Origin of the sequence: uncultured Lactobacillus sp., from assembly GCF_944327175.1 — a bacterium.
Lineage (GTDB): Bacteria > Bacillota > Bacilli > Lactobacillales > Lactobacillaceae > Lactobacillus.
Genome location: NZ_CALVGT010000050.1, coordinates 47811 through 67562 on the forward strand (window position 1 = coordinate 47811; position 19752 = coordinate 67562).

Genomic DNA, 19752 nt, shown 5'->3' on the forward strand with positions numbered 1-19752 from the left:
TTTAATTATGCCACAAGGGCATGAAAAAAAGGCCTGATGGCCTCTTTCTTCGTTATTCGTTACTAATAGAAGCGGTAGTACTTCTTCGTGTCGACCTTGACCTCCCCTTGAGTCAGGTATTCGCTGAACATCTGGACATAGTCCTTGTCCAAGGAGAATTCGATCTTGTCCAAGCTGTATTCAGGATAGAAACCGCCCCCGTTGGCCCGGTAGTTGTTGACGGCCAGGTGGTAGACCTGGTCATCTTGAATATCCTGGCCCTTGAACTTCAGCTTGGTCAAACGCTGGCCCACCGGCTTGGAAAGGTCAGCCTCGTATTCCAGTGGATAAAAGACGTCAAAGTGGTAGAGTTCCGGCTTTGGCTTCAAATAGCGGTCAATAAAGTGGATCTTGCCGTTTTCGTCTTTTTCCAAAAAGCTGGCCGTGTGCTCTACGATGTGGCGGAGCTGCTTACCGGTCAATTTGACGCTGACCAATTGATTGGCGTATGGATAGTTCAAAAGAATATCCCGCATGGTCACCGTTTTGCCAAAGCCCTTGGCCACATCATTCATCACGGCCGTAGCTGAAAGGTCGGCGTGAGTAAAGTAGAGCTGCATCTGCTGGAGCAGGTTGATGAAAGGCGCCCCTTCAATCCGCCCCTTGTTGGCATCTTCAATCGGCGCTGCCTGGTCCAAATAGGCAATTGGCTGGTCAAGCCATTTCTGGGTGGCCAGATCGAGCGGCTTAACGATTTCTTCAACTTCCGGGTCTGACGCAAAGTTATTGGTGTCGATCAATTCGCTGGTCGCTTCTTTGACCTTGTAGCCTGCTTCCGTCTTTTCCAGGTCCAAAACGACTTCAGCGATTGCCTCGCCCCGGTAGCCTGGCTGCACGCAGGGCTTGCCGGACGGGCTGATCATGTTCAGTCTCCGGTGCTGGTGGCCCGTCAGCATGACATCAACTTCCGGGATTTCAGTCAGAATCCGGTAGCCTTCATTTTCCCCGTTGTGCGGTTCAGTCGCTTCCCCGCTGGCAATGTCGCTTTCAAAGCCACCATGGTAAAGAACGGCCAGTACATCGACTTGCGGCTTAATGATTTTGGCAAAATGGGCAATCTGTTCGTAAGCAGACTTAAAGGCCAGGCCCTTGATCCGGTCAGCTGCTTCCCAGTGGGGGATGTACTGGGTGGTAATCCCCAAAACGCCAACCTTGACCCCGCTTCTTTCCAGGATCACATAGTCCCGGCCCAGAGTCGGCACCTGGGTTTCCGCGTCCAAAATGTTGCAGTTGACGAACGGCGCCTTGTTGTTGTCCACGTAGTAGGCCATGTATTCCTGGCCAAAGTTGAAGTCGTGGTTGCCCAGGCAGCGGACGTCATAGCCGACCGCGTTGTAAGCAGCAGTAAAGCGGGCCAGGTTGTCCAGATTCTTGCTGCCATGGGTGTAAGCAGCCAGAGGAGACCCCTGCAGGCAGTCACCGGCATCAGTCACGATGACGTGGTCTGCCCCCCACTTGGCCTTTTCCGCCTTAATGGCGCTGGCTACCCGGCTAAGACCGTAAGGGGCGTCGTAGTCGCCCCTTGTTTGGTAGTCAGTTGGCAGCAAGTAGCCGTGGGTGTCGCTTGAATGTAAAAAAACCAGTTTCATTTTTCGAATTCCTCGATCCTAATTTTTGACATAAAAAAAGACACCAGAAAAACAGGTGCCTTTTAAATTAGTCGTTATCGCTAGCGCTGTTTTCGCTGACTACTTGACGACCCTTGTAGTAACCCTTAGGGGAAACACGGTGGCTCAAACGGTATTCACCAGTAGTTGCGTCGTAGTGCATTGCTGGCACGCTGAGCTTCAAGTGAGCGCGACGTGAACGTTTCTTTTGCTTAGAAGTATGTCTTGCAGGAACTGCCATTTATAACTGATCTCCTTTATTGTAGTATCACAGTATCAGGTCATTGACCTAAATACTCAAGTAATTAAATAATACTATTGCCTGGCAAATAAATCAAGAAAAACCTTACTTTATTTATTTGCGGGAGGCAAATTCAAGTGACAATTTGTCTCCAATCACTGGGAACAAGTTGTACAATTTGGCCAAAGCCGCCAGACTGACCGGCAGGTTGAGCTCACGCTTGTTTGAACCGAAGTAGTGGACTACTTCCCAGGCAACGTCGTCCGGGTCAAGCATGAAGGCCTGGACATTCTTGACGTACTGGCCGCTTGCGTCGGCAATGTTGAAGAAATTGGTGTAAACCGGGCCCGGGTTGACGGTCATGACCTTGACGCCGAAAGGCTTGAGTTCAAGGCGCAGGACGTTAGAGAACTGGATTACGGCTGCCTTGGCGGCGCCGTAAGCCGCTGACTTGGTCGTCGGCACCTTGCCGGCCAAGGAGCCGAAGTTGATGATCTGCCCGCTGCCCTGCTCCAGCATGAGCCGGCCGAAAAGCCGGGTCATGTACATCAAGCCCAAGACGTCAACCTGGAACATTTCCGTAGTGTCTTGCATGTCAGCTTCCATGAATTCCTCAAACTTGCCGAAACCAGCCGCGTTGACCAGGTAGTCGATGTGCTTGACCTTTTCCTTAACTTGGTCAAAAGCGGCTTCAATATCGCTGGCCATCCCCAAGTCAGCCTTGACGGCAAAAGCCGCTGAACCAGACAATTCTCTGGCTTCAGCCGCGATTTCCTCCAGCTTGTTCAGGCGGCGGGCCAGCAAAACGACCGTGGCCCCCCGGCTGGCGCTTTCCAGGGCAATTGACCGGCCGATCCCGCTGCTGGCCCCGCTAATAACTACAACTTTATTGCGTAATGAATCACTCATCTTTAACACGTTAACCTTTCATTGGAACTACGAAGCTGTCCAGGTCCCTGGCCAGGGTCGTGGCCGGGAAAATCTCCCGGGCCTGCTTGACCATCTGACTAGCCAGAGGGCCCACGTAGCGGGCCGAAACATGAGTCAGGTATAAATGCCCAACCTGGCAGGCGGCGGCCGTCTCAGCGGCTTGTGTGCACGTTGAATGGTAATAATCCCTGGCCAGCTTACTTTCGCTGGCATCAAAAGTCGCTTCATGGACCAAGACGTCAGCATGGTCAGCCAGGCGGCGGATTGAAGCAGTAGACCGGGTGTCATAGATCACGGTTACTACCCGCCCCTTCTTAGCCGGACCCAGGAAGTCCTTGCCGTTTAAAACTGTGCCGTCAGCCAGCTCAACCTGCTCGCCCCTCTTTAGTTTACCAAGGAGCGGGCCGTTTGGCACTTTAAATTCTGCCAATTTATCCATTAACAGCTCACCGGCTTTGTCAGCCTCTACTACCCGGAAGCCCCAGCTGTCGATCCGGTGGTCCATTTTTTCAGTATAGACTTCAAAACCCCGCTCGCTGACGATCTTGCCTGCTTCTTCCAGGGTAACGAATTTGATTGGATAGGAAATCTTGGTTTTGGAAATCCTGAGAGATGTCTTGACGAACTGCTCAATCCCTGCTGGCCCGTAAATGGTCAAGGGACCCACATCACCTTGAAAGGACCTGGTTGACAAGAGGCCCGGCAGACCGAAAATGTGGTCGCCGTGATTGTGCGAGATAAAAATCTTCGTGATTTTGCGCAGGCGGATATTGGTGCGCAGAATCTGGTGCTGGGTTGCTTCCCCGCAGTCAAAGAGCCAAATCTCGTTCAGCTCATCCAGTAGTTTTAAAGCCAGGCTCGAGACGTTCCGCAACTTTGACGGCTGGCCCGAGCAGGTGCCAAGAAATTCCAGTTCCATTTAACTCCCATTCTTTTCCAAACAAATATAAAAAGGCTAATTCAATCCGCTGGCGCGGACCATTTCTTTGACGATATAAGTGCTGTAGTAATTTTGCCCCACATTATTCGGGTGGGTCTTGTCGTCGTAAAACCAGCTGGACTGGCCGTGGGCGTAGCCATACCAGTCAATGACGGTCAGGTTCTTGTACTTCTTGGTCAAGGCCTGTAGCTGCTGGTTGACCTGGTTTTGCCAGGACCGAGTTGGCACGACGACATTGATCCAGAAAAGCTGACGCTTTGGCCCGACAATCTGCATGATTTGCTTGACCTCGTCATCAGTAAAAGGCCCGTTGGTCCCCAGGCCGATCAAGACATTGTCCTGTAGCTCACCTTTTTGGGCATAAGACTGAAGCAGCTGGGGAGCCACGTCGGCCTGCCGGGAAACCGTGGCGTCGATTACGGCGTGCGGCAAAAGCTGGTGCAAGATGTCACTTGAAGAAGCCATGACCGAATCACCAATTGCCGTCACCTGCAGCTTTTGCGCGGCTTGCAGGTCAGCTTGGCTGATCCCGTATTTCTCAAACTCCTGGTTGACCTTTTTCCCGCTGCTCTTAGACTTAGTCTTTTTTGACTTGGCCTTGGAAGGCTGCTTGCTCTGACTGCTGGACGACTTCTTGGCCGCTTTTTGCGAGCTCTTGATTGATTCCAGGGCCTTCTTGTTCATCTCAGCCTGCTGCTTGGAGTTGTCATTGATCGTCTTGATCAAAGCCCCGTCCTTGTTGTCAGCCTTAGCCAGCGGGGAGAAGATAATCCCGCCGCTGCCGATCAAAAAGACCAGGAAGAAGGCGGCCGTCTTCAGCCAGCTCTTGGACAGCTTGACTGGCCAGTGGAAGAGCTTGGCCAAGTTGTAGCGGATGCCCTCGCTGGTGTAGCGTCTTTTTTCAAAAAGGCGGTAAGTAATTTCGCTGATCAAGAGGATCAAGACAATCTCAATTACCCGGTAAAGAGTCACATGGTCGGCCAGGTCGCTGACCCGGCTTTCAAAAAAGATCATGACCGGGAACTGGTAGAGATAGATTTCATAGCTTCTTGACCCCAGCCAGTCAAAGACCGGGTTGGTCATCAGCTGATCCCAGATCCCGACCGGTGCCGCGATTACGGCCGCGAAAACCATCACGAAGAAGCTGAAGATGAACATCCCCCCATAATATGGGAAGGCCGTCTGAGCGTTCATTAAAGGCGAGAACATGAGCAAAAGCATCCCAAACAAGGTCGCCAGCCCCGTCCAGTTGAGGATCACCCCGTCTTTTTGGGTGAAGCGGTTGTCCATTTCTTCAAAAGGCCAGAAAACTGCCATAGCGCCACCCAGGCCCAAGGAGAAGAAGCGGGTATCGGTTCCGTAGTAGATCCGGCTGGTATCCTGGCCCGGCCGGAAAAGCAGGGCCATTTCCAAAGCGGACAAGACCGACAGGCCAACCAAAACCCAGAAAATATTCCGCCGCTTTTTGGCAAATTTGACCAAGAGGGCCATCACTAGCGGCCAGAGCAGGTAGAACTGCCAATCGATCGCCATCGTCCACAAGTGGGTAAAAGGCGATTCATTATTGGCAAAACGCTCAAAGTAACTCTGCCCGTTAAAAATCTGCCACCAGTTGTATACCCCCAGCAGGTTGCTGGCGACGATCTGGTAGAGCTTATTCAAGAGGTTGCGCTGAAAGAGCACAATATAAGCGCTAGTCAGCCAGAGCATGGCAATCAGCGGCGGATAAAGACGCTTGAAGCGGCGCTGGTAAAAGGACCTAATGTCAAAATAGCCATAATCGCGGTAAGCAGCCATAATCTGATCGGTTACCAGATAGCCGGTCAAAACCAGAAAGACCGGCACACCCAGGTAGCCGCCGACAAAGTGGTCCGGATCCAGGTGATACAAAATAACCCCGATTACAGCCAGGGCCCGCAAACCGGCATAGCCAGTAATGTATCGTTTCTTCATTTTTTAATTCTCTAACTTTCGTTTCTCTATTCTATAGTTTTCAATCTATCCCTTATTGCACGAATTCAAAGCTGAAGTCGCCAATGTAAACGTCGTCTCCATCGACAGCGCCTTGCGCCCGCAGTTCATCATCGACACCCATCTTCTTCAAGCGACGGGCCAGGCGCATGATCCCGTCCTGGTGGTCCAGGTTGGTCATGGCTACCAGGCGTTCAAGCTGCTCACCGTGAATTTCAAATTCGTGGTCAGCCAGCTTTTCAACCGTGAATTCCAGCTTTTCAGGCCGGTGGTACTTGTAGGTCTTAGTCTTGACCTCTTCCTTGGGCTTAACAGCAGCTTCAGCCTCTTGGGCTTCAACCTCGCTGACCAGGTCAGCAGCTCGGCTCATCAAGCGGTCAACGCCCTGGTGGGTAATGCTGGAGAGTTCGTAAACTTCCTGGTCAACCCCATGAGCAGCCAGGTCTTTTTTGAACTGAGCCAGTTTCTCATCAGCACCTGGAATATCCATCTGGCTGGCCACGATGATTTCCCGCTTGCTGGAAAGGTCATCTTCCGTGTATGAAGCCAGTTCGTGCAAGATGGTTTCATAGTCTTCGTAGGCATCCCGGCCGTTGTTCGGGTCCATGGACACCATGTGGAGGATAACCTTGGTTCTTTCCACGTGACGCAGGAACTGGATCCCCAGCCCTACCCCCTGGCTGGCCCCCTTGATCAGGCCCGGCAGGTCGGCCATGGAGAAGTCCCGGCCGTCTGGCAGAAGGACCATGCCCAGGTTTGGCTTCAAGGTCGTAAACTGGTAAGCCGCGATCTTTGGCTTGGCACTGGTGACGACTGACAGAAGGGTTGACTTACCGACAGACGGAAAGCCGACTAGACCAACGTCGGCCAGAACCTTCAATTCCAAACGCAGGGTCCGGAATTCACCTGGTTCCCCGTTTTCTGCGATTTCCGGCGCGGTGTTGACGCTGGTGGCAAAATGGATATTGCCCCGGCCGCCCCGGCCGCCTTTGGCCACGACCAGTTCCTGGCCGTTTTCAACCAAGTCACCGATTTCTTCACCGGTGAAAAAGTCGTAGACGGTCGTACCGACTGGCACCTTCAGGTACAGGTCCTTGGCTGCCTTGCCGTATTGGGCCTTGATGCGGCCGTTTTCGCCAGGCTCAGCCTTGAACTTGCGCCGGTAGCGGAAATCCATTAAGGTTCTGAGACCGTTGTCGGCCACAAAGATAATGGAGCCGCCCCGGCCGCCGTCACCGCCAGCTGGTCCCCCGTTGGGCATGAATTTTTCATGGCGGAAGGCCACCATGCCGTCCCCGCCCTTTCCGGCTTGGACTTCAATTTTAGTTTGATCAACAAATGTTGAAGGAGTTGGCATTCTTGTTTTTACCTTTTCTTTCTTTCGTTAATTGTTACCATTTAATCATAAGCTATTTTGCCCAATAGCTAAAGGGAAATTTTGACAGCCTGCGCCTGGGTTAAAGTCAGTCCCGCCTCACGCAGATCGTCAATAGAAGCTTCCTTGATCTTCTTTAAAGAGCCAAATTCCCGCAAAAGCTTGGTCCGGCTCTTCGGCCCGATGCCTTTGATCGAGTCCAGCCGGCTGACCAGGGAATTTTTCGCATGGGTCTGCCGGTGAAAGGTGATGGCAAAGCGGTGGACCTCATCTTGAATCCGGGTCATTAAGTAAAAGCCTTCTGACTTCGGATCCATTGGAATCAGCTTGAAAGGCTGGCCCTTAAACGGGTCACCGTACAAGAGGTGGTTGGTCCGGTGCTTGTCGTCTTTAACCATCCCCGCTACCGGAATATCCAGGTTCAGCTCGTTTCTTAAGACGTCCTCGCAAGCTTCCACCTGGATCTGTCCCCCGTCCATCAAGATCAGGTCCGGCATTCTTTCATGCTCTTTTAAGAGCCGGCTGTAGCGGCGGCGGACGACTTCCCGGGTGTTGCCGACTTCATCGGCGCTGTTTTGGTGTTCAACTTCCCCCTTCAGCTTGAACTTCCGGTAGCCGGTCTTAAAAGGCTCCCCGTCTTTGAAGACAACCAGGGCCGAAACCGGGTCCGCCCCTTGAATATGGGAGTGGTCAAAACTTTCAATGTATGCCCCGTAAGGCAGACCCAAGGCCTTGAAAATTTCTTCCTGGGCCCCCTTGGTCTTGCGCTGGCCAAGCTCCAGCAGGCGGAACTTGTCATCCAGCTTCAGCTGGGCATTTTCTCTGGCCATCTCCATCAAAGAAGCCTTCTGCCCCCTTTGCGGGGTCCGGACCTTGATGCCGATTGCCGCGGCCAGTTCATCCTGGTCAATGCCTTTTGGCACCAGGACCTCCCTTGGCTTGACCCGGTTCTTTTGGGCGTAAAACTGGGCGATAAAGGACATGAATTCGTCTGCCGGGTCAGTTTCATCAGTCAAAGGAAACATGTGTGATTCCCGTCGCAAGAGCTTGGCCTGCCGCAAAAAGAAGACCTGGATGGAAATCCAGGACCGGTCCACGTAATAGTTGAAGATGTCTCTTTGGGTATGATCGTTAGAGATGATCTTCTGCTTTTCAACCGTTTCTTCAATATATTTGAGCTGGTCCCGGAGTTCCCCTGCTCTTTCAAATTCCAGGTCAGCTGAAGCTTGCAGCATCTTATTGGTCAAGTCTTTCTTGACCTCCTGGATGTCCCCGTTCAAAAAGCGCTTAATCTTCTTGATCTGCTCGTCATATGCGCTTTGCGGAACTTCCTTGAAGCAGCTGCCCAGGCACTGGCCCATGTGGTAGTAAAGGCAGGGCCGACCGGTATAGCCGCTGCAGCGGCGCAAAGGGAAGACCTTCTGGATGAATTTTAAAGTCGCGCTGGCCGCGTAGACGTTGGGGTAAGGGCCAAAATAGTAGCCCTTATCCTTGTAGACGATCGAGGTCAGGCGGGTCTGGGGATTTTTCTCATTCGTGATTTCGATATAGGGATAGCCCGTCCCCGACTTCAGAGCCACATTGTAATAAGGCTGGTACTTTTTGATTAGGGTGATTTCCAGCAAAAAGGCTTCCTTGTCAGAATCCACCACGATGATGTCATAATCGGCAATATTCTTGACCAGCTCGGCCCGGCGGCCCTCCTGGCTGCTCTTGAAGTAAGACCGGACCCGGTTTTTCAAGTTTTTGGACTTGCCAACATAGATGACCTTGCCGTTGACGTCCTTCATCAGATAGCAGCCGGCCTTTTCCGGCAGCAATTTCAATTTGTTTTCAATCAATTGACTTGCCATGTCTGCCTCCCCGCGAATCATTTACCGTACGATTTTATCACGAAAAGTATTATTCTAACACCAATCCGCCTGTAATCACAAAAATATTTTAATGATTTTTCATGACCAAAATGAAGGAGAAAATAAGTGTTTATTTTAACAATTACTTTTTCGCCGCTTAGCTTGTTCGACTTTTAGTTCAAAACAAACTTTTTTTCACTGAAAATGCTGTCTTTTGACTACTTATCACGTATAATATTCTTGTTAAGACTAAAGGATTTAGGAAGGTAAGATTTTATGAAGAACTTCTACTTGAACCATGACAGCAACATGGATGACTTTACTTCACTTTTGCTGATGCTTTTGGCCCCGGACATCAAGCTGATCGGGGTTGGGGTAACCGACGCCGACGGCTACGTTGAACCAGGCGTTTCCGCTTCCCGGAAGCTGATCGACCGCTTCAACCAGCGCGGCGACAAGCTAGAAGTAGCCAAGTCCGATTCCCGGGCTGTCCACCAGTTCCCGGAAGCCTGGAGAGTGTCAGCTTTTTCCGTTGACCACTTCCCGATCTTGAATGAAAAAGGCACGGTTGAAGCGCCAGTTGCCGCAAAGCCAGCCCACCTGGACATGATCGACAAGATCCATGCTGCTGACGGCCCGGTTACTCTGGTCTTCACTGGCCCCTTGACTGACTTAGCCCGGGCTCTGGAAATCGACCCAAGCATTCAAGACAAGATCGAAGAACTCTACTGGATGGGCGGGTCTTTGAACGCCCACGGCAACGTTTACGCTCCATGCGCTGACGGAACCCAGGAATGGAACGCCTGGTGGGACCCGGAAGCCTGCAAGACGGTCTGGGACTCCAAGATCAAGATCCAGCAGGTCGGCCTGGAATCAACCGAAGAACTGCCTTTAACCGACGAAATGCGCCAGCACTTTGCGTCCAACCGCAAGTACCCGGCCTTTGAATTCCTAGGCTATGTCTACGCCCTGGTCAACTCCTTTGAAGTCGACTCAACTTACTACCTCTGGGACGTTTTGACCACCATGAGCGCCCTTTACCCAGAAATCGCCACGACCCGTGACACCAAGTCTGACGTCTACACTGACGGCGACCGGGCTGCCCGCTTCTTTGAAACTGAAAACGGCCGGCCAATGACCCTGGTTACTTCCGCTAACTACGACAAGTTCTGGGAACGCTTTGACGACCTGTGTGAAAAAGCCAAGCTTTTCTAAAAAATAAAGCAGCAATAACGATTAAAACCTTCAGAAGATTTCCTTCTGAAGGTTTTTTATCCATATTCTTTGATTACGGCCAGCATGGCCTTCCCATAGTTGGCCAGTTTCGCATCCCCGACCCCGCTACACTGGAGCAGCTCTTCCGGCGTTTGCGGCTTCCTGGCTGCCATATCCCGCAAAGACAAGTCTGAAAAGATAACAAATGGCGGTACCCCTCGCTTCTGGGCCAGGGCCCGGCGGGCCTTTCTGAGCTCTTCAAAGAGGACCTGGTCACCGCCTGTTTCAGCAAGCTGCTCACTTTTGACTTCCTGGCGCCTTTTGACTCTGGCCTTGCCGTCCAAAACGTCCCAGCCCCGGTTGGTTACGTGAACCAAGGGATAGCGGTCCCCCACCAGCTGCAGGTAGCCTTTTGAGACCAAATAGTCGACCAGGCTGCTCACCTCAGCTTGCTTTTTTCCTTTGAGCAGGCCGTAGTGGACACACTCATCAGCCCCGATCTCACTGATCTTCTTGACTTTGGACCCAGTCACGGCCTGGGCAACGATCTTTTTGCCATAGCGGCCGTCCAAATCATAGACCATGCCGATAATGGCCCGGGCCTCAGCCGTTATATCTTGAAAATCACCCTGGCTGAGGCAATTGCTGCATTTGCCGCAAGGCGGGCAGTCCTGGCCAAAGTAGCGAACGATAAATTGCTGCAGGCACTCGTCTGTATTGGCATAGTCGCTGATTGTCTGCAGCTTTTGGTACTGGACCTGTCGGTAAGACTCATCAGCTTCAGAATTGTCGATAAACCAGCGGAACTGGCGAAGATCACTGGGGTGAAAAAGCATCACGGCCTCACTCTCCAGCCCGTCCCGGCCCGCCCGGCCGGCTTCCTGGTAATAGGCCTCCAGGTTTTTGGCGCTGTTTGCGTGCAGGACAAAGCGGACATTGCTCTTGTCGATCCCCATGCCAAAAGCATTCGTGGCCACGATCAAGGGAATCCGGTCATACTGGAAGTCGTCTTGGACCTGGGCCCGTTCCTCATTGGACATCCCGGCGTGGTAGGCGGCAACGTTAAAGCCCTCCCGGCGCAAAAATTCGGTCAGCCCCTCCACCTTTTTCCGGGTGTTGGAATAAATAATGCCCGCCTCACCCCGGTGCTGCTTCAAGTAGTTGACGATATAGGCCCGGCTGTTTTTCGGCGCGTTGACTAACTTGAAGCGGAGATTTTTTCTTTCAAAACTGGTGATGACAAAATTCTCCTCAGAAATATCCAGCTGCTGGCCGATGTCTTCTCTAACCGCCTTGGTAGCCGTAGCGGTAAGGGCCAAAACATTGGGATGGGTATGGAGGGCATTGATCCCGTCCTTCAGCTTCCGGTAGGCCGGCCGGAAGTCGTGCCCCCATTGGGAAATGCAGTGGGCTTCATCGATAGCGATCAAATTGACCTCCAAAAAGTTGAGCTGGTAGCGGAAATAGTCCATCTCCATCCGTTCCGGCGTCACGTAGAGCAGCTTAATTTTCCCTTCATAGCAGGCTCTTAAGATGGGATTGACATCTTCCTGGGCTGTGGAACTGTTAAGTGCCGCGGCCGGTATCCCGTACTCGCGCAGGCTGTCGACCTGGTCCTTCATCAAGGAGATCAAGGGTGAGATCACCACAGTCGTGCCGGGAATCATCAAGGCCGGGATCTGGTAGCAAAGCGACTTCCCGCCCCCGGTCGGCATGACTGCCAGGACATTTTTTCCCTGGAAAACTTTTTCAATAATTTCTTTTTGGCCCGGCCGGAAACTGTCATAGCCAAAATACTTCTTTAAGACCTGCTGTGGATCAAGCAAGCTCTCTGCCCCCTTTAATTCGCTTTACAGTTGCTAACACTTAATGATAACAAAAAAGATGCAAAAGCATCTTTTAGTTGACCCGGTTGACCGGCACTCCGTCGACCAGGAAGGAGACAATATTATGGCTGGCTTCTTTCAAGACGCTGCGCCGGGACTCCCGGGTGGCGCTGCCGGCATGCGGGGTCAAAATCACATTGTCCAGCTGGCAGAATTCCTTGTTGAAGTCCGGCTCTTCTTCAAACACGTCCAGGCCCGCGCCGGCGATCCGCTTGCCCTTTAAGGCCCGCAAAAGTGCCGCTTCATCGACCAGGCTGCCCCGGGAAGTATTGATCAAAAAGGCCGTCGGCTGCATCATGCTCAAGGCTGCTTCATCAATCACGTGGTAGGTTTCCGCCGTGGCCGGAGCGTTCAAGCTGACATAGTCGGCCTGGCTGAGCAGGTCGGCCAAGGGCACGTAGCTGACTCCCAGGGCCCGCTCTTCATCTTCCGGCAATTGGTGGCGGTTGTGGTAAAGAATGTTCATCCCGAAGGTCCGGGCATAGCTAGCCAGGGTCTTGCCGATTCTCCCCATGCCGAAGATCCCCAGGGTCTTGCCGACCGGGCTCTGTCCCTGGTTTTCAAGCAAGCCCGTGTCCAAAAAGTTCCCTTGCCGCATCTCTTGATTGTAGAGGGCCAATTTCCGGCTGAGAGCCAAAAGGAGGGTAAAGGCCATTTCTGCCGTCGGCTGCATGACGCTGGCCGGGCAGTTGGACACGATGATCCCCTGGCTGCTGGCATAATCCACGTCGATATGGTCATAGCCAACCCCGGTCGCAGAAACGATCTTGAGCTTTTTGCCCGCGTCTAAAAGCTCCTGGTCAACTGGTAGCTTGCCGGTGATCAAGGCGTCAAATTCCCCCAAGTTAGCCAGGTACCAATCCTTGCCGGCATCTTCCGGGGCAAAGGTTACTTCACAGTCTTTTTCCAATTCAGGCAGGCTCTTAACCGCCAGGCCCGCCACCAAAACTTTCGCATTTTCCATCTTAAGCATCTCCCTCAAACAGCGAATCGCGGCTGGCCTTTAATACCGCCACGTGGTCTGCCTTGAAATAAATTCTTTCCGAGTTGCCGTAGTATATATCTGCCAGTTCCGTTTCTGAAAAAATCCCCGAATCTTCCAGCCAGGAATAAAGCTGGCCGTAATCATTGAAAGTGGCTGACCATGGCGCGCCGCTGCCCCATAAGAGCCTTTTGGCCCCCACAATTTCCTTGGCCAGATCCCGCACCAGGTGCAAGTGGGCATCAATTTTCTTCATCATTCGTCTCCCAATCCTTTTTACGAAACTCTTACCCTTATTATAGTGAAAGCGGTTCATTATAGCAAAAGTTTCAGAAAAAAATAAAAGGTCTTTCACCAGGTAAAAGGCCTCTTACTTTATTTCTTTTAATTGTTCTTTTCTGCCATCCTGTCCAAAGTCAGCTTAACCAAGCGGTCAGCTACGGCCTGCTTGCTCATCCGCGGCCAAGGATCGATCTCCTTGCTTGCTTCCAGGATCGTTACCTGATCTTCGTCACCACCAAAGGCATCCCCGCTGACATCGTTGGCCACGATCGCGTCGGCTCCTTTAGCCGCCAATTTCCGGCTGGCATTGGCCAAAAGGTCGTTGGTTTCGGCCGCAAAGCCGATGACCACTTGGTCTGGCCGCTTCTTTTGGGCCATTGTCTTCAAAAGGTCCGGATTCTTGACCAGCTGCAGGGTCATCTCCTCTACCCCGGCCTGCTTCTTCAGCTTGTGGTCAGCTGCCTCTTTTGGCCGCCAGTCGCTGACCGCTGCCGCCATCAAAAGGGCGTCGGCAGCTGGGAAAAGCTCTTCCAGCTTATCCAGCATTGCCTGAGCCGACAGGGCAGGATGCAGGTGGATCCGGGCATCTTTTGGCAAGGGAACCGAAACATTCCCGTAAATCAAGTCTACCTCGGCTCCTCTTCTAGCCGCGGCTTCTGCCAAACGAAAACCCATCTTGCCGCTTGACCGGTTGCCAATGAAGCGGACCGGGTCAATGGCCTCCAGGGTCCCGCCGGCAGTAACGACGATTCGCTTGCCTTTAGCCGGCAAGTTCAGCTGGTCATTAAGCCAGGCCAGGATTTCTTCAGCTTCCGGCATCCGGCCCTTGCCGGCGTAACCCTCAGCCAGTCTGCCCACGGCTGGTTCCATGATCAAGTCGCCGCCCTCTTTTAAAAGGCGGAGATTGCGCTGAACAGCGGGATTTTCCCACATGTGGGTGTTCATTGCCGGCACGATCAAGCGCGGGCAGTGCAGAGCCAAGAGGGTGGTTGAAACGGCATCATCCCCAATCCCCTGGGCCATCTTAGCCAAAATATTGGCATCAGCCGGCACGACCAGGGCTAGCTGGCTCCAGTCGGCCAGGTCAATATGGGAGATTTCCGCCTGCCGGCCCGGACTAAACAAGTCGTCTAAAACCGGCCATTTCGTCAAGGCCGCCAGGGTTGCCGGCCCGACAAAGTTCTCGCTATTGTCCGTCATCGCCACCCGGACTTCATGGCCCGCCTTCTGCAAGCCCCGGACAACGCTCACGGCTTTATAGGCAGCTATTCCGCCCGTCATATAGACCGATATTCTTGCCATTATCTGTCGCCTTAGTAGATCTTCCGTTCCTTGACGATGGCTTGTGCCCAGTCAGCAAAGCGGGCAGCTGCTTCAGCATCCTTTAAGATGACCAAGAGGGTGTCGGTACCGGCAATTGTGCCGACCACGTCATCGTTGTCGATGTCGTCAATTAATCCTGCCAAAATTGGCGCATAAGTCAATTTCATGCTAGTTTGAATAACGACCGTGAACTGAACAGCAGTTACAGTAGCCACCCGTTCACGAATCGCGTCCTTTAGCTGCCTTTCCCGGTTAACCGCTGCTGAAGGTGCCTTGACATAATAGCTGCGGCCGTCATCATCTGGCACCTTGCTGATATGCAAGGCGTGAATGTCCCGGGAAATGGTTGCCTGGGTAGCGTTTGCTCCATAAGATTGCAGCAAGAGCAGCAATTGTTCCTGGGTTTCAATCTTGTTAGTTTGGATCAACTCGTAAATCAGCTGTCTTCTTTCTTTATAGTTCATAATTATTACCCCTTAATCTTATATTTAAGCATTTTAGATACCTTTAATTTTAGCGCACTTTTATATTTCAATAAAGCTGTTATTTAATTCTTCTTCACTTATCCGACCTTTTTCGATCAATTCTCCGGAAAAAATCTCGACAACATTGGCATTAGCCAATAAAAAATGCCTTGAAGCAAATTCAAGGCATTTAATATCATTCATGTTAAATGAAAAACTACATTTCGTCTGGTGCCTTGACGTCCAGCAAGTCCAGGGCTGACTTGATGACGTGGCTGACTGCTTGGACAACAGCCAAACGGGCCTTCTTGACATCTTCGTCAACGTCATCAACCAAGATTCTGGTGTGAGCATAGTACTTGTTAAAGCGCTTGGCCAGTTCCAGAGCGTACTTAGCAATTGCGCTTGGGTCGTAGGTTTCCATGGCCTTTTGAATGGTGTCGGCGTAGCGGCCCATGAAGGAGACCAGGTCCCATTCTTCGGCACCGATCTTGGTCAGGTCTGCGTCTGAGAAGTCGGTAATCCCGCTCTTTCTCAAGAGGCTTTCGCCACGGGCCCGAGCATATTGCACGTAGGGACCAGTTTCACCTTCGAACTTAACGACTTCTTCCAAATTGAAATCGATTGAGTTGCGACGGTAATTCTTTAAGTCGTGGAAAACAACCGCGCCGATGCCGACTTGCTTGGCAACTTCGTCAGCATTCTTCAGACCGGCATTCTTTTCAGAAATTTGCTTGCGAGCCAGGTCAACTGATTCGTTCAAAACATCTTCCAGGTTAACGACGTTACCCTTTCTGGTAGACATCTTCTGGCCGTTGATGCTCATCAGACCGAAGCTGATGTGGACAATGTCGTCTGCCCATTCAAAGCCCATTTCCTTCAAGCAGGCACGCAGCTGCTGGAAGTAGACTTCCTGTTCCTGGCCGACAACGTAGAGGGACTTGTAGAAGCCGTAAGTCTTCTTCCGGTACATGGCAGTTGCCAGGTCACGGGTGATGTAAGTTGAAGTCCCGTTACTCTTGATAACCATCAAAGGCGGCAGGTTATACTTTTCCAGGTCAACGATTTCAGCACCTTGGCTCTTGACCAAGAGGCCCTTGTCCCGGAGAATCTTGATTGGTTCATCCATCATTTTGGCACTGAAGGCTTCACCAGTGAAGGAGTCAAAGTGGACGTCCAGCATGTTGTAAACCTTCTTGAACCGTTCCAAAGAAACTTCTCTGAACCAGCTCCACAGACGCTTGGCTTCTTCGTCGCCGTGTTCCAGCTTGGAGAACCATTCCCGGCCGTCTTCATCGTATTCTGGGTGTTCTTCAGCTTCCCGGTTGATCCGGACGTAGTAGGACAAAAGGGTGTTGATTGGGTCCTTTTCGATGTCGGCGTCGTTGCCCCACATCTTGTAGGCAGCCATCATCTTCCCGAATTGGGTGCCCCAGTCACCGAGGTAGTCAATTCTGATTGGCTTGAAGCCTTCCTTGGCCAGAATGCGGGCAATGGCTTCACCGATCATGGTTGACCGCAGGTGGCCCATCCCCATTGGCTTGGCAATGTTCGGTGATGAGTATTCAGTTGAAACGTTCCGGCCGTGGCCCAGGTCGCGGGCACCGTAGTTTTCAGGGTCAGCCAGGATTTCCTTCAAAATAGCCGCCCCGGTCTGGCTCTTGTCCAGGAAGAAGTTGATGTATGGACCAACTGCCTGGATCTTTTCAAAATTCCCCTGGTCAATCTTTTCAGCCAGTTCAGCCGCAATCAGGTTTGGCGCCTTGCGCATGGTCTTGGCTAAGGTAAAGGTTGGAAAAGCGTAATCCCCCAGCTTTTCATCCTTTGGCCGTTCGATCTTGACGTCAATATCTTCCAGTGACCAGTCAAGCAAAACTGTCTGTAAGGCTTCTGCAACAAGTTGTTTACCGTTCATAAAATACCTTCTTTGTTTCCTATGTTTTAAAAATTGAATAAAAATTACTCAGCGCCCGCTTGCCCCATCGCTGATGCAAATTTTAGTTCATGCTTCCTATTAATCTCATGGAGTATGACAAAACGCTTTGTAGTCTCATTTATTTTCACTCTGTATATTATAGCAAGAGATTAGATGCTATGACAACGGATTTTAACAATTTCATTATACTATTTATACAGACTGCATGCATTCTATGCGTTTTCCGCTTCCATCGTCAAGCGCCCGCCTGGATACTGGCGCCTGATCAGTTCGCGCACGTTCTTAATCATCTGCCTGCTTGACGGAGCCAGGCGCTGCTGATTGGAAGTCACCAGGGCAATCTTCCGGTAAAAAGGGGTGCTGAAAGGCAGGATCTTGACCTCCCCCTGCATCTTCTGCAGGGCCAAAGCCGGCAAAATACCCAGTCCCAGGCCCGCTTCCACCATGGCCACGATTGACTGGTCGTCGATGGAGAACTGGATTGCCGTTGACTTGATTGAATAGTGGTCCAAGGCAGCTTTCGTGTCCAGGTCATAGTCGCTTTGCTGCAGGATAAAGTTGTAGTTGACCAGGTCTTCTTCACTGACGCTGTGGCCGTTTTTAACCTGGAAGTTTTTGGGGGCAATGCAGTAGATTTCGTCTTCCAGAATTTTCTCGCAGCTGATCCCCTGCTCATTTTCCGGCAGCATGGTCAAGCCCAGGTCCAGCTGGCCGCTTTTCACGGCTTGGGTGATTTCGCTGAAGCCAGCTTGGCGGACGGAAATCTTGACCTGGGGGTAGTTTTTGGCAAAATTCTGGATCAAAGGCGGCAGCCAGTTGATGCAGGCTGAAGAAAAGGCCCCGATCCGGATCAAGCCGGTGTCCAATCCCTGGATCTGCTGGGCTACCTGCTCCAGCCGGCTCTGGTCATTGATAATTTCCTGGATCAAGGGAAGGACTTTCTCCCCATCCGGCGTCAGCTTAACCCCGTTTCTTGACCTGACAAAGACTGGAAAGCCTAGTTCCGTCTCCAGCTGGTTGACCGAGTGGCTGATCGCTGACGGAGTGACATTTAAGACCAGGGCAGCCTTGTTGAAGGTCCCCTGGTCAATGACCGTCCGGAAGACTAAATATGGAAATGGCAGCATTTGTCCCTCCTAACATGAAAATATTTCACCCAAAATTAAATAAGTTGAATTTTATTATTCTTACTCAAGCAATTATACTATAGTCAACGCACAAATGACAATACGATTTAGGAGCAAAGAAAAATGTTAAGCAAGCTTTTTGCCAATAGAATCAAAACTGAAAATCCATCCCGCCTGCAAGGGCTCTTCCCGGAAAGAAATTTTTCCGACAACATCTCCTTTGGGGGCGGCTGCCCAGACGAAAGTCTCTTTCCAAGCCAGGCTTTGCAAGCTGCTTACCAGAAGGCCGTTAGCCAGGAACAGGCCCACTCCTTCCAATACCATGACGTTAAGGGGCCAGGCGACTTGCGCGACTATCTGGCAAACCGGGCAAGGCAGCAGGGAATCAAGGCTGACGCCGACAACATTTTGCTGACAGCTGGCGGCCAGCAAGGGATCGACCTGGTGGCCAAGCTTTTCCTGGGAACAGGCGATGAAATGGCCGTTGAAGCACCAAGCTATGTTGGCGCCCTGGCTGCTTTTGACAATTATGAACCAATCTACCATGAAATTCCCTTGGAAGACGACGGGGTCAACCTGGACCACTTTGAAGAGGTGCTGAAAGAGCACCCGGCAATCAAGCTTTTCTACACGGTACCAGACTTCCACAATCCAACTGGGATCACCATGTCCCTGGCTAAGCGCCAGCGCCTGGTTGACCTGGCTAACCGCTATGACTTCGTCATCCTGGAAGACACCCCTTACCGGGACCTCCGCTACTATGGGGAAAGCCTGCCAAGCATCAAAAGCTTTGACACGGAAGGCAGAGTGATTTTCCTGTCCAGCTTCTCCAAGATTCTTTCCCCAGCCTTCCGTTTAGGTTGGCTGGTAGCTAGTCCGGAAATCAAGGAGCAGCTGGTCAACTTAAAGCTGTCAGCTGACCTGGAAGTGCCATACCTAGCCGCTGGTACTGTTGCAGCCTACCTGGCTGACAATGACCTGGACCAGCATATTGACCAGCTGAAGAAAGTCTACCGGGTCAAGCTGGATGCTATGGCCAAAGACTTAAAGACTTACCTGCCAGCTGACGCGAAAATCAGCCAGCCAGAAGGTGGCTTCTTCTTCTGGGTTGAACTGAACAATGAAATTGATACCAGACAGCTTTTGCTTAATGAAGCCGTGCCAAAAGAGCACCTCATCTACGTGCCTTCGGCCAGCTTTTATCCTAACTGGGACAAGAATAACGGCCTCCGGGTCAACTTCACTGGTTCTAGCTTGAGCCAGATTGATGAAGGTGCCCAGCGCCTGGGCAGAATCCTCAGCCCGGCCCAGCTGCGAATGGCAATCTAGACCAGCTAGATACTGTTTACGACCGTCCAGCATTTGAGCGGTTTTTTGTGCTAAATAACTTTCAACCTATTGTAGGCTATTTTCTGGCTAAAATGCAATTTCTATTCTCAAAAAACACATTTTGCATGGAAAACAAAAAGAGCCAGACTTCCGTCTGACTCTTGACTCGCGCGGCAGCTTCCTATCCTCGCAGGCAGTTTCCCACCAACTACTTTCGGCGTTAAGAAGCTTAACTGCTGTGTTCGGCATGGG

16 protein-coding genes are annotated in these 19752 nt (G+C 51.7%); 2 read left to right on the forward strand and 14 right to left on the reverse strand.

The window, feature by feature from the left end:
• Positions 1-62: 62 nt before the first annotated feature.
• The 7 genes from Q0J41_RS06475 to uvrC form a co-directional block, all read right to left on the reverse strand.
• Positions 63-1628, reverse strand: coding sequence for a bifunctional UDP-sugar hydrolase/5'-nucleotidase (locus Q0J41_RS06475; protein ID WP_296227540.1), 1566 nt, complete (start codon positions 1626-1628; stop codon positions 63-65).
• 67 nt (positions 1629-1695) lie between these two features.
• Positions 1696-1887, reverse strand: a complete 192-nt coding sequence (rpmF, locus tag Q0J41_RS06480) for a 50S ribosomal protein L32 (RefSeq protein WP_003614010.1) — start codon at positions 1885-1887, stop codon at positions 1696-1698.
• A gap of 114 nt (positions 1888-2001) precedes the next feature.
• Positions 2002-2796: an SDR family oxidoreductase gene (locus Q0J41_RS06485; RefSeq protein WP_296227550.1), complete on the reverse strand. Its 795-nt coding sequence runs from the start codon at positions 2794-2796 to the stop codon at positions 2002-2004.
• Between the two features lie 10 nt (positions 2797-2806).
• Positions 2807-3736 carry a ribonuclease Z gene (gene rnz, locus Q0J41_RS06490; protein ID WP_296227552.1) on the reverse strand — a complete coding sequence of 310 codons (930 nt, stop codon included), beginning with the start codon at positions 3734-3736 and terminating at the stop codon, positions 2807-2809.
• A 36-nt stretch (positions 3737-3772) separates the two neighbouring features.
• The gene (locus Q0J41_RS06495; protein WP_296227555.1) at positions 3773-5710 is read right to left on the reverse strand and encodes an acyltransferase family protein; all 1938 of its coding nucleotides are present in this window, start codon (positions 5708-5710) and stop codon (positions 3773-3775) included.
• A gap of 52 nt (positions 5711-5762) precedes the next feature.
• Positions 5763-7085 (reverse strand): GTPase ObgE, encoded by a 1323-nt coding sequence (obgE, locus tag Q0J41_RS06500; RefSeq protein ID WP_296227569.1) that lies wholly within the window; start codon positions 7083-7085, stop codon positions 5763-5765.
• A gap of 68 nt (positions 7086-7153) precedes the next feature.
• A complete protein-coding gene (gene uvrC / locus Q0J41_RS06505; protein ID WP_296227571.1) occupies positions 7154-8956 on the reverse strand; it encodes an excinuclease ABC subunit UvrC in 1803 nt (600 codons plus the stop codon).
• Between the two features lie 276 nt (positions 8957-9232).
• On the opposite strand from uvrC, the gene Q0J41_RS06510 reads away from it, so the two are divergent.
• Positions 9233-10171 (forward strand): nucleoside hydrolase, encoded by a 939-nt coding sequence (locus Q0J41_RS06510; RefSeq protein ID WP_296227573.1) that lies wholly within the window; start codon positions 9233-9235, stop codon positions 10169-10171.
• 56 nt (positions 10172-10227) lie between these two features.
• Here the strand turns inward: Q0J41_RS06510 and recQ are convergent, their stop codons facing one another.
• From recQ to Q0J41_RS06545, 7 genes are all read right to left on the reverse strand, one after another.
• On the reverse strand, positions 10228-11997 hold the full coding sequence (recQ, locus tag Q0J41_RS06515) for a DNA helicase RecQ (protein WP_296227575.1): 1770 nt from the start codon (positions 11995-11997) through the stop codon (positions 10228-10230).
• 73 nt (positions 11998-12070) lie between these two features.
• The gene (locus Q0J41_RS06520; RefSeq protein WP_296227576.1) at positions 12071-13021 is read right to left on the reverse strand and encodes a 2-hydroxyacid dehydrogenase family protein; all 951 of its coding nucleotides are present in this window, start codon (positions 13019-13021) and stop codon (positions 12071-12073) included.
• 1 nt (position 13022) lies between these two features.
• Positions 13023-13295: an amidohydrolase family protein gene (locus Q0J41_RS06525; RefSeq protein ID WP_296227579.1), complete on the reverse strand. Its 273-nt coding sequence runs from the start codon at positions 13293-13295 to the stop codon at positions 13023-13025.
• A gap of 128 nt (positions 13296-13423) precedes the next feature.
• Positions 13424-14623: a bifunctional phosphopantothenoylcysteine decarboxylase/phosphopantothenate--cysteine ligase CoaBC gene (gene coaBC / locus Q0J41_RS06530; protein ID WP_296227581.1), complete on the reverse strand. Its 1200-nt coding sequence runs from the start codon at positions 14621-14623 to the stop codon at positions 13424-13426.
• Between the two features lie 11 nt (positions 14624-14634).
• Complete coding sequence (locus Q0J41_RS06535; RefSeq protein WP_296227583.1) at positions 14635-15108, reverse strand: arginine repressor; 474 nt, start codon at positions 15106-15108, stop codon at positions 14635-14637.
• 217 nt (positions 15109-15325) lie between these two features.
• The gene (gene argS, locus Q0J41_RS06540) at positions 15326-17023 is read right to left on the reverse strand and encodes an arginine--tRNA ligase (RefSeq protein ID WP_296227584.1); all 1698 of its coding nucleotides are present in this window, start codon (positions 17021-17023) and stop codon (positions 15326-15328) included.
• A 233-nt stretch (positions 17024-17256) separates the two neighbouring features.
• Complete coding sequence (locus tag Q0J41_RS06545; RefSeq protein WP_296227586.1) at positions 17257-18171, reverse strand: LysR family transcriptional regulator; 915 nt, start codon at positions 18169-18171, stop codon at positions 17257-17259.
• A 123-nt stretch (positions 18172-18294) separates the two neighbouring features.
• Between Q0J41_RS06545 and Q0J41_RS06550 the strand changes: the two genes are divergently transcribed.
• Positions 18295-19500 carry a PLP-dependent aminotransferase family protein gene (locus tag Q0J41_RS06550; RefSeq protein ID WP_296227588.1) on the forward strand — a complete coding sequence of 402 codons (1206 nt, stop codon included), beginning with the start codon at positions 18295-18297 and terminating at the stop codon, positions 19498-19500.
• Positions 19501-19752 lie beyond the last annotated feature (252 nt).

Excerpts from the sequence above, each read along its gene's own strand:
- Q0J41_RS06475 (WP_296227540.1), bottom strand. The coding sequence starts at position 1,628 with ATGAAACTGGTTTTTTTACATTCAAGCGACACCCACGGCTACTTGCTG.
- rpmF (WP_003614010.1), bottom strand. The coding sequence starts at position 1,887 with ATGGCAGTTCCTGCAAGACATACTTCTAAGCAAAAGAAACGTTCACGT.
- Q0J41_RS06485 (WP_296227550.1), bottom strand. The coding sequence starts at position 2,796 with ATGAGTGATTCATTACGCAATAAAGTTGTAGTTATTAGCGGGGCCAGC.
- rnz (WP_296227552.1), bottom strand. The coding sequence starts at position 3,736 with ATGGAACTGGAATTTCTTGGCACCTGCTCGGGCCAGCCGTCAAAGTTG.
- Q0J41_RS06495 (WP_296227555.1), bottom strand. The coding sequence starts at position 5,710 with ATGAAGAAACGATACATTACTGGCTATGCCGGTTTGCGGGCCCTGGCT.
- obgE (WP_296227569.1), bottom strand. The coding sequence starts at position 7,085 with ATGCCAACTCCTTCAACATTTGTTGATCAAACTAAAATTGAAGTCCAA.
- uvrC (WP_296227571.1), bottom strand. The coding sequence starts at position 8,956 with ATGGCAAGTCAATTGATTGAAAACAAATTGAAATTGCTGCCGGAAAAG.
- Q0J41_RS06510 (WP_296227573.1), top strand. The coding sequence starts at position 9,233 with ATGAAGAACTTCTACTTGAACCATGACAGCAACATGGATGACTTTACT.
- Q0J41_RS06520 (WP_296227576.1), bottom strand. The coding sequence starts at position 13,021 with ATGGAAAATGCGAAAGTTTTGGTGGCGGGCCTGGCGGTTAAGAGCCTG.
- Q0J41_RS06525 (WP_296227579.1), bottom strand. The coding sequence starts at position 13,295 with ATGAAGAAAATTGATGCCCACTTGCACCTGGTGCGGGATCTGGCCAAG.
- coaBC (WP_296227581.1), bottom strand. The coding sequence starts at position 14,623 with ATGGCAAGAATATCGGTCTATATGACGGGCGGAATAGCTGCCTATAAA.
- Q0J41_RS06535 (WP_296227583.1), bottom strand. The coding sequence starts at position 15,108 with ATGAACTATAAAGAAAGAAGACAGCTGATTTACGAGTTGATCCAAACT.
- argS (WP_296227584.1), bottom strand. The coding sequence starts at position 17,023 with ATGAACGGTAAACAACTTGTTGCAGAAGCCTTACAGACAGTTTTGCTT.
- Q0J41_RS06545 (WP_296227586.1), bottom strand. The coding sequence starts at position 18,171 with ATGCTGCCATTTCCATATTTAGTCTTCCGGACGGTCATTGACCAGGGG.
- Q0J41_RS06550 (WP_296227588.1), top strand. The coding sequence starts at position 18,295 with ATGTTAAGCAAGCTTTTTGCCAATAGAATCAAAACTGAAAATCCATCC.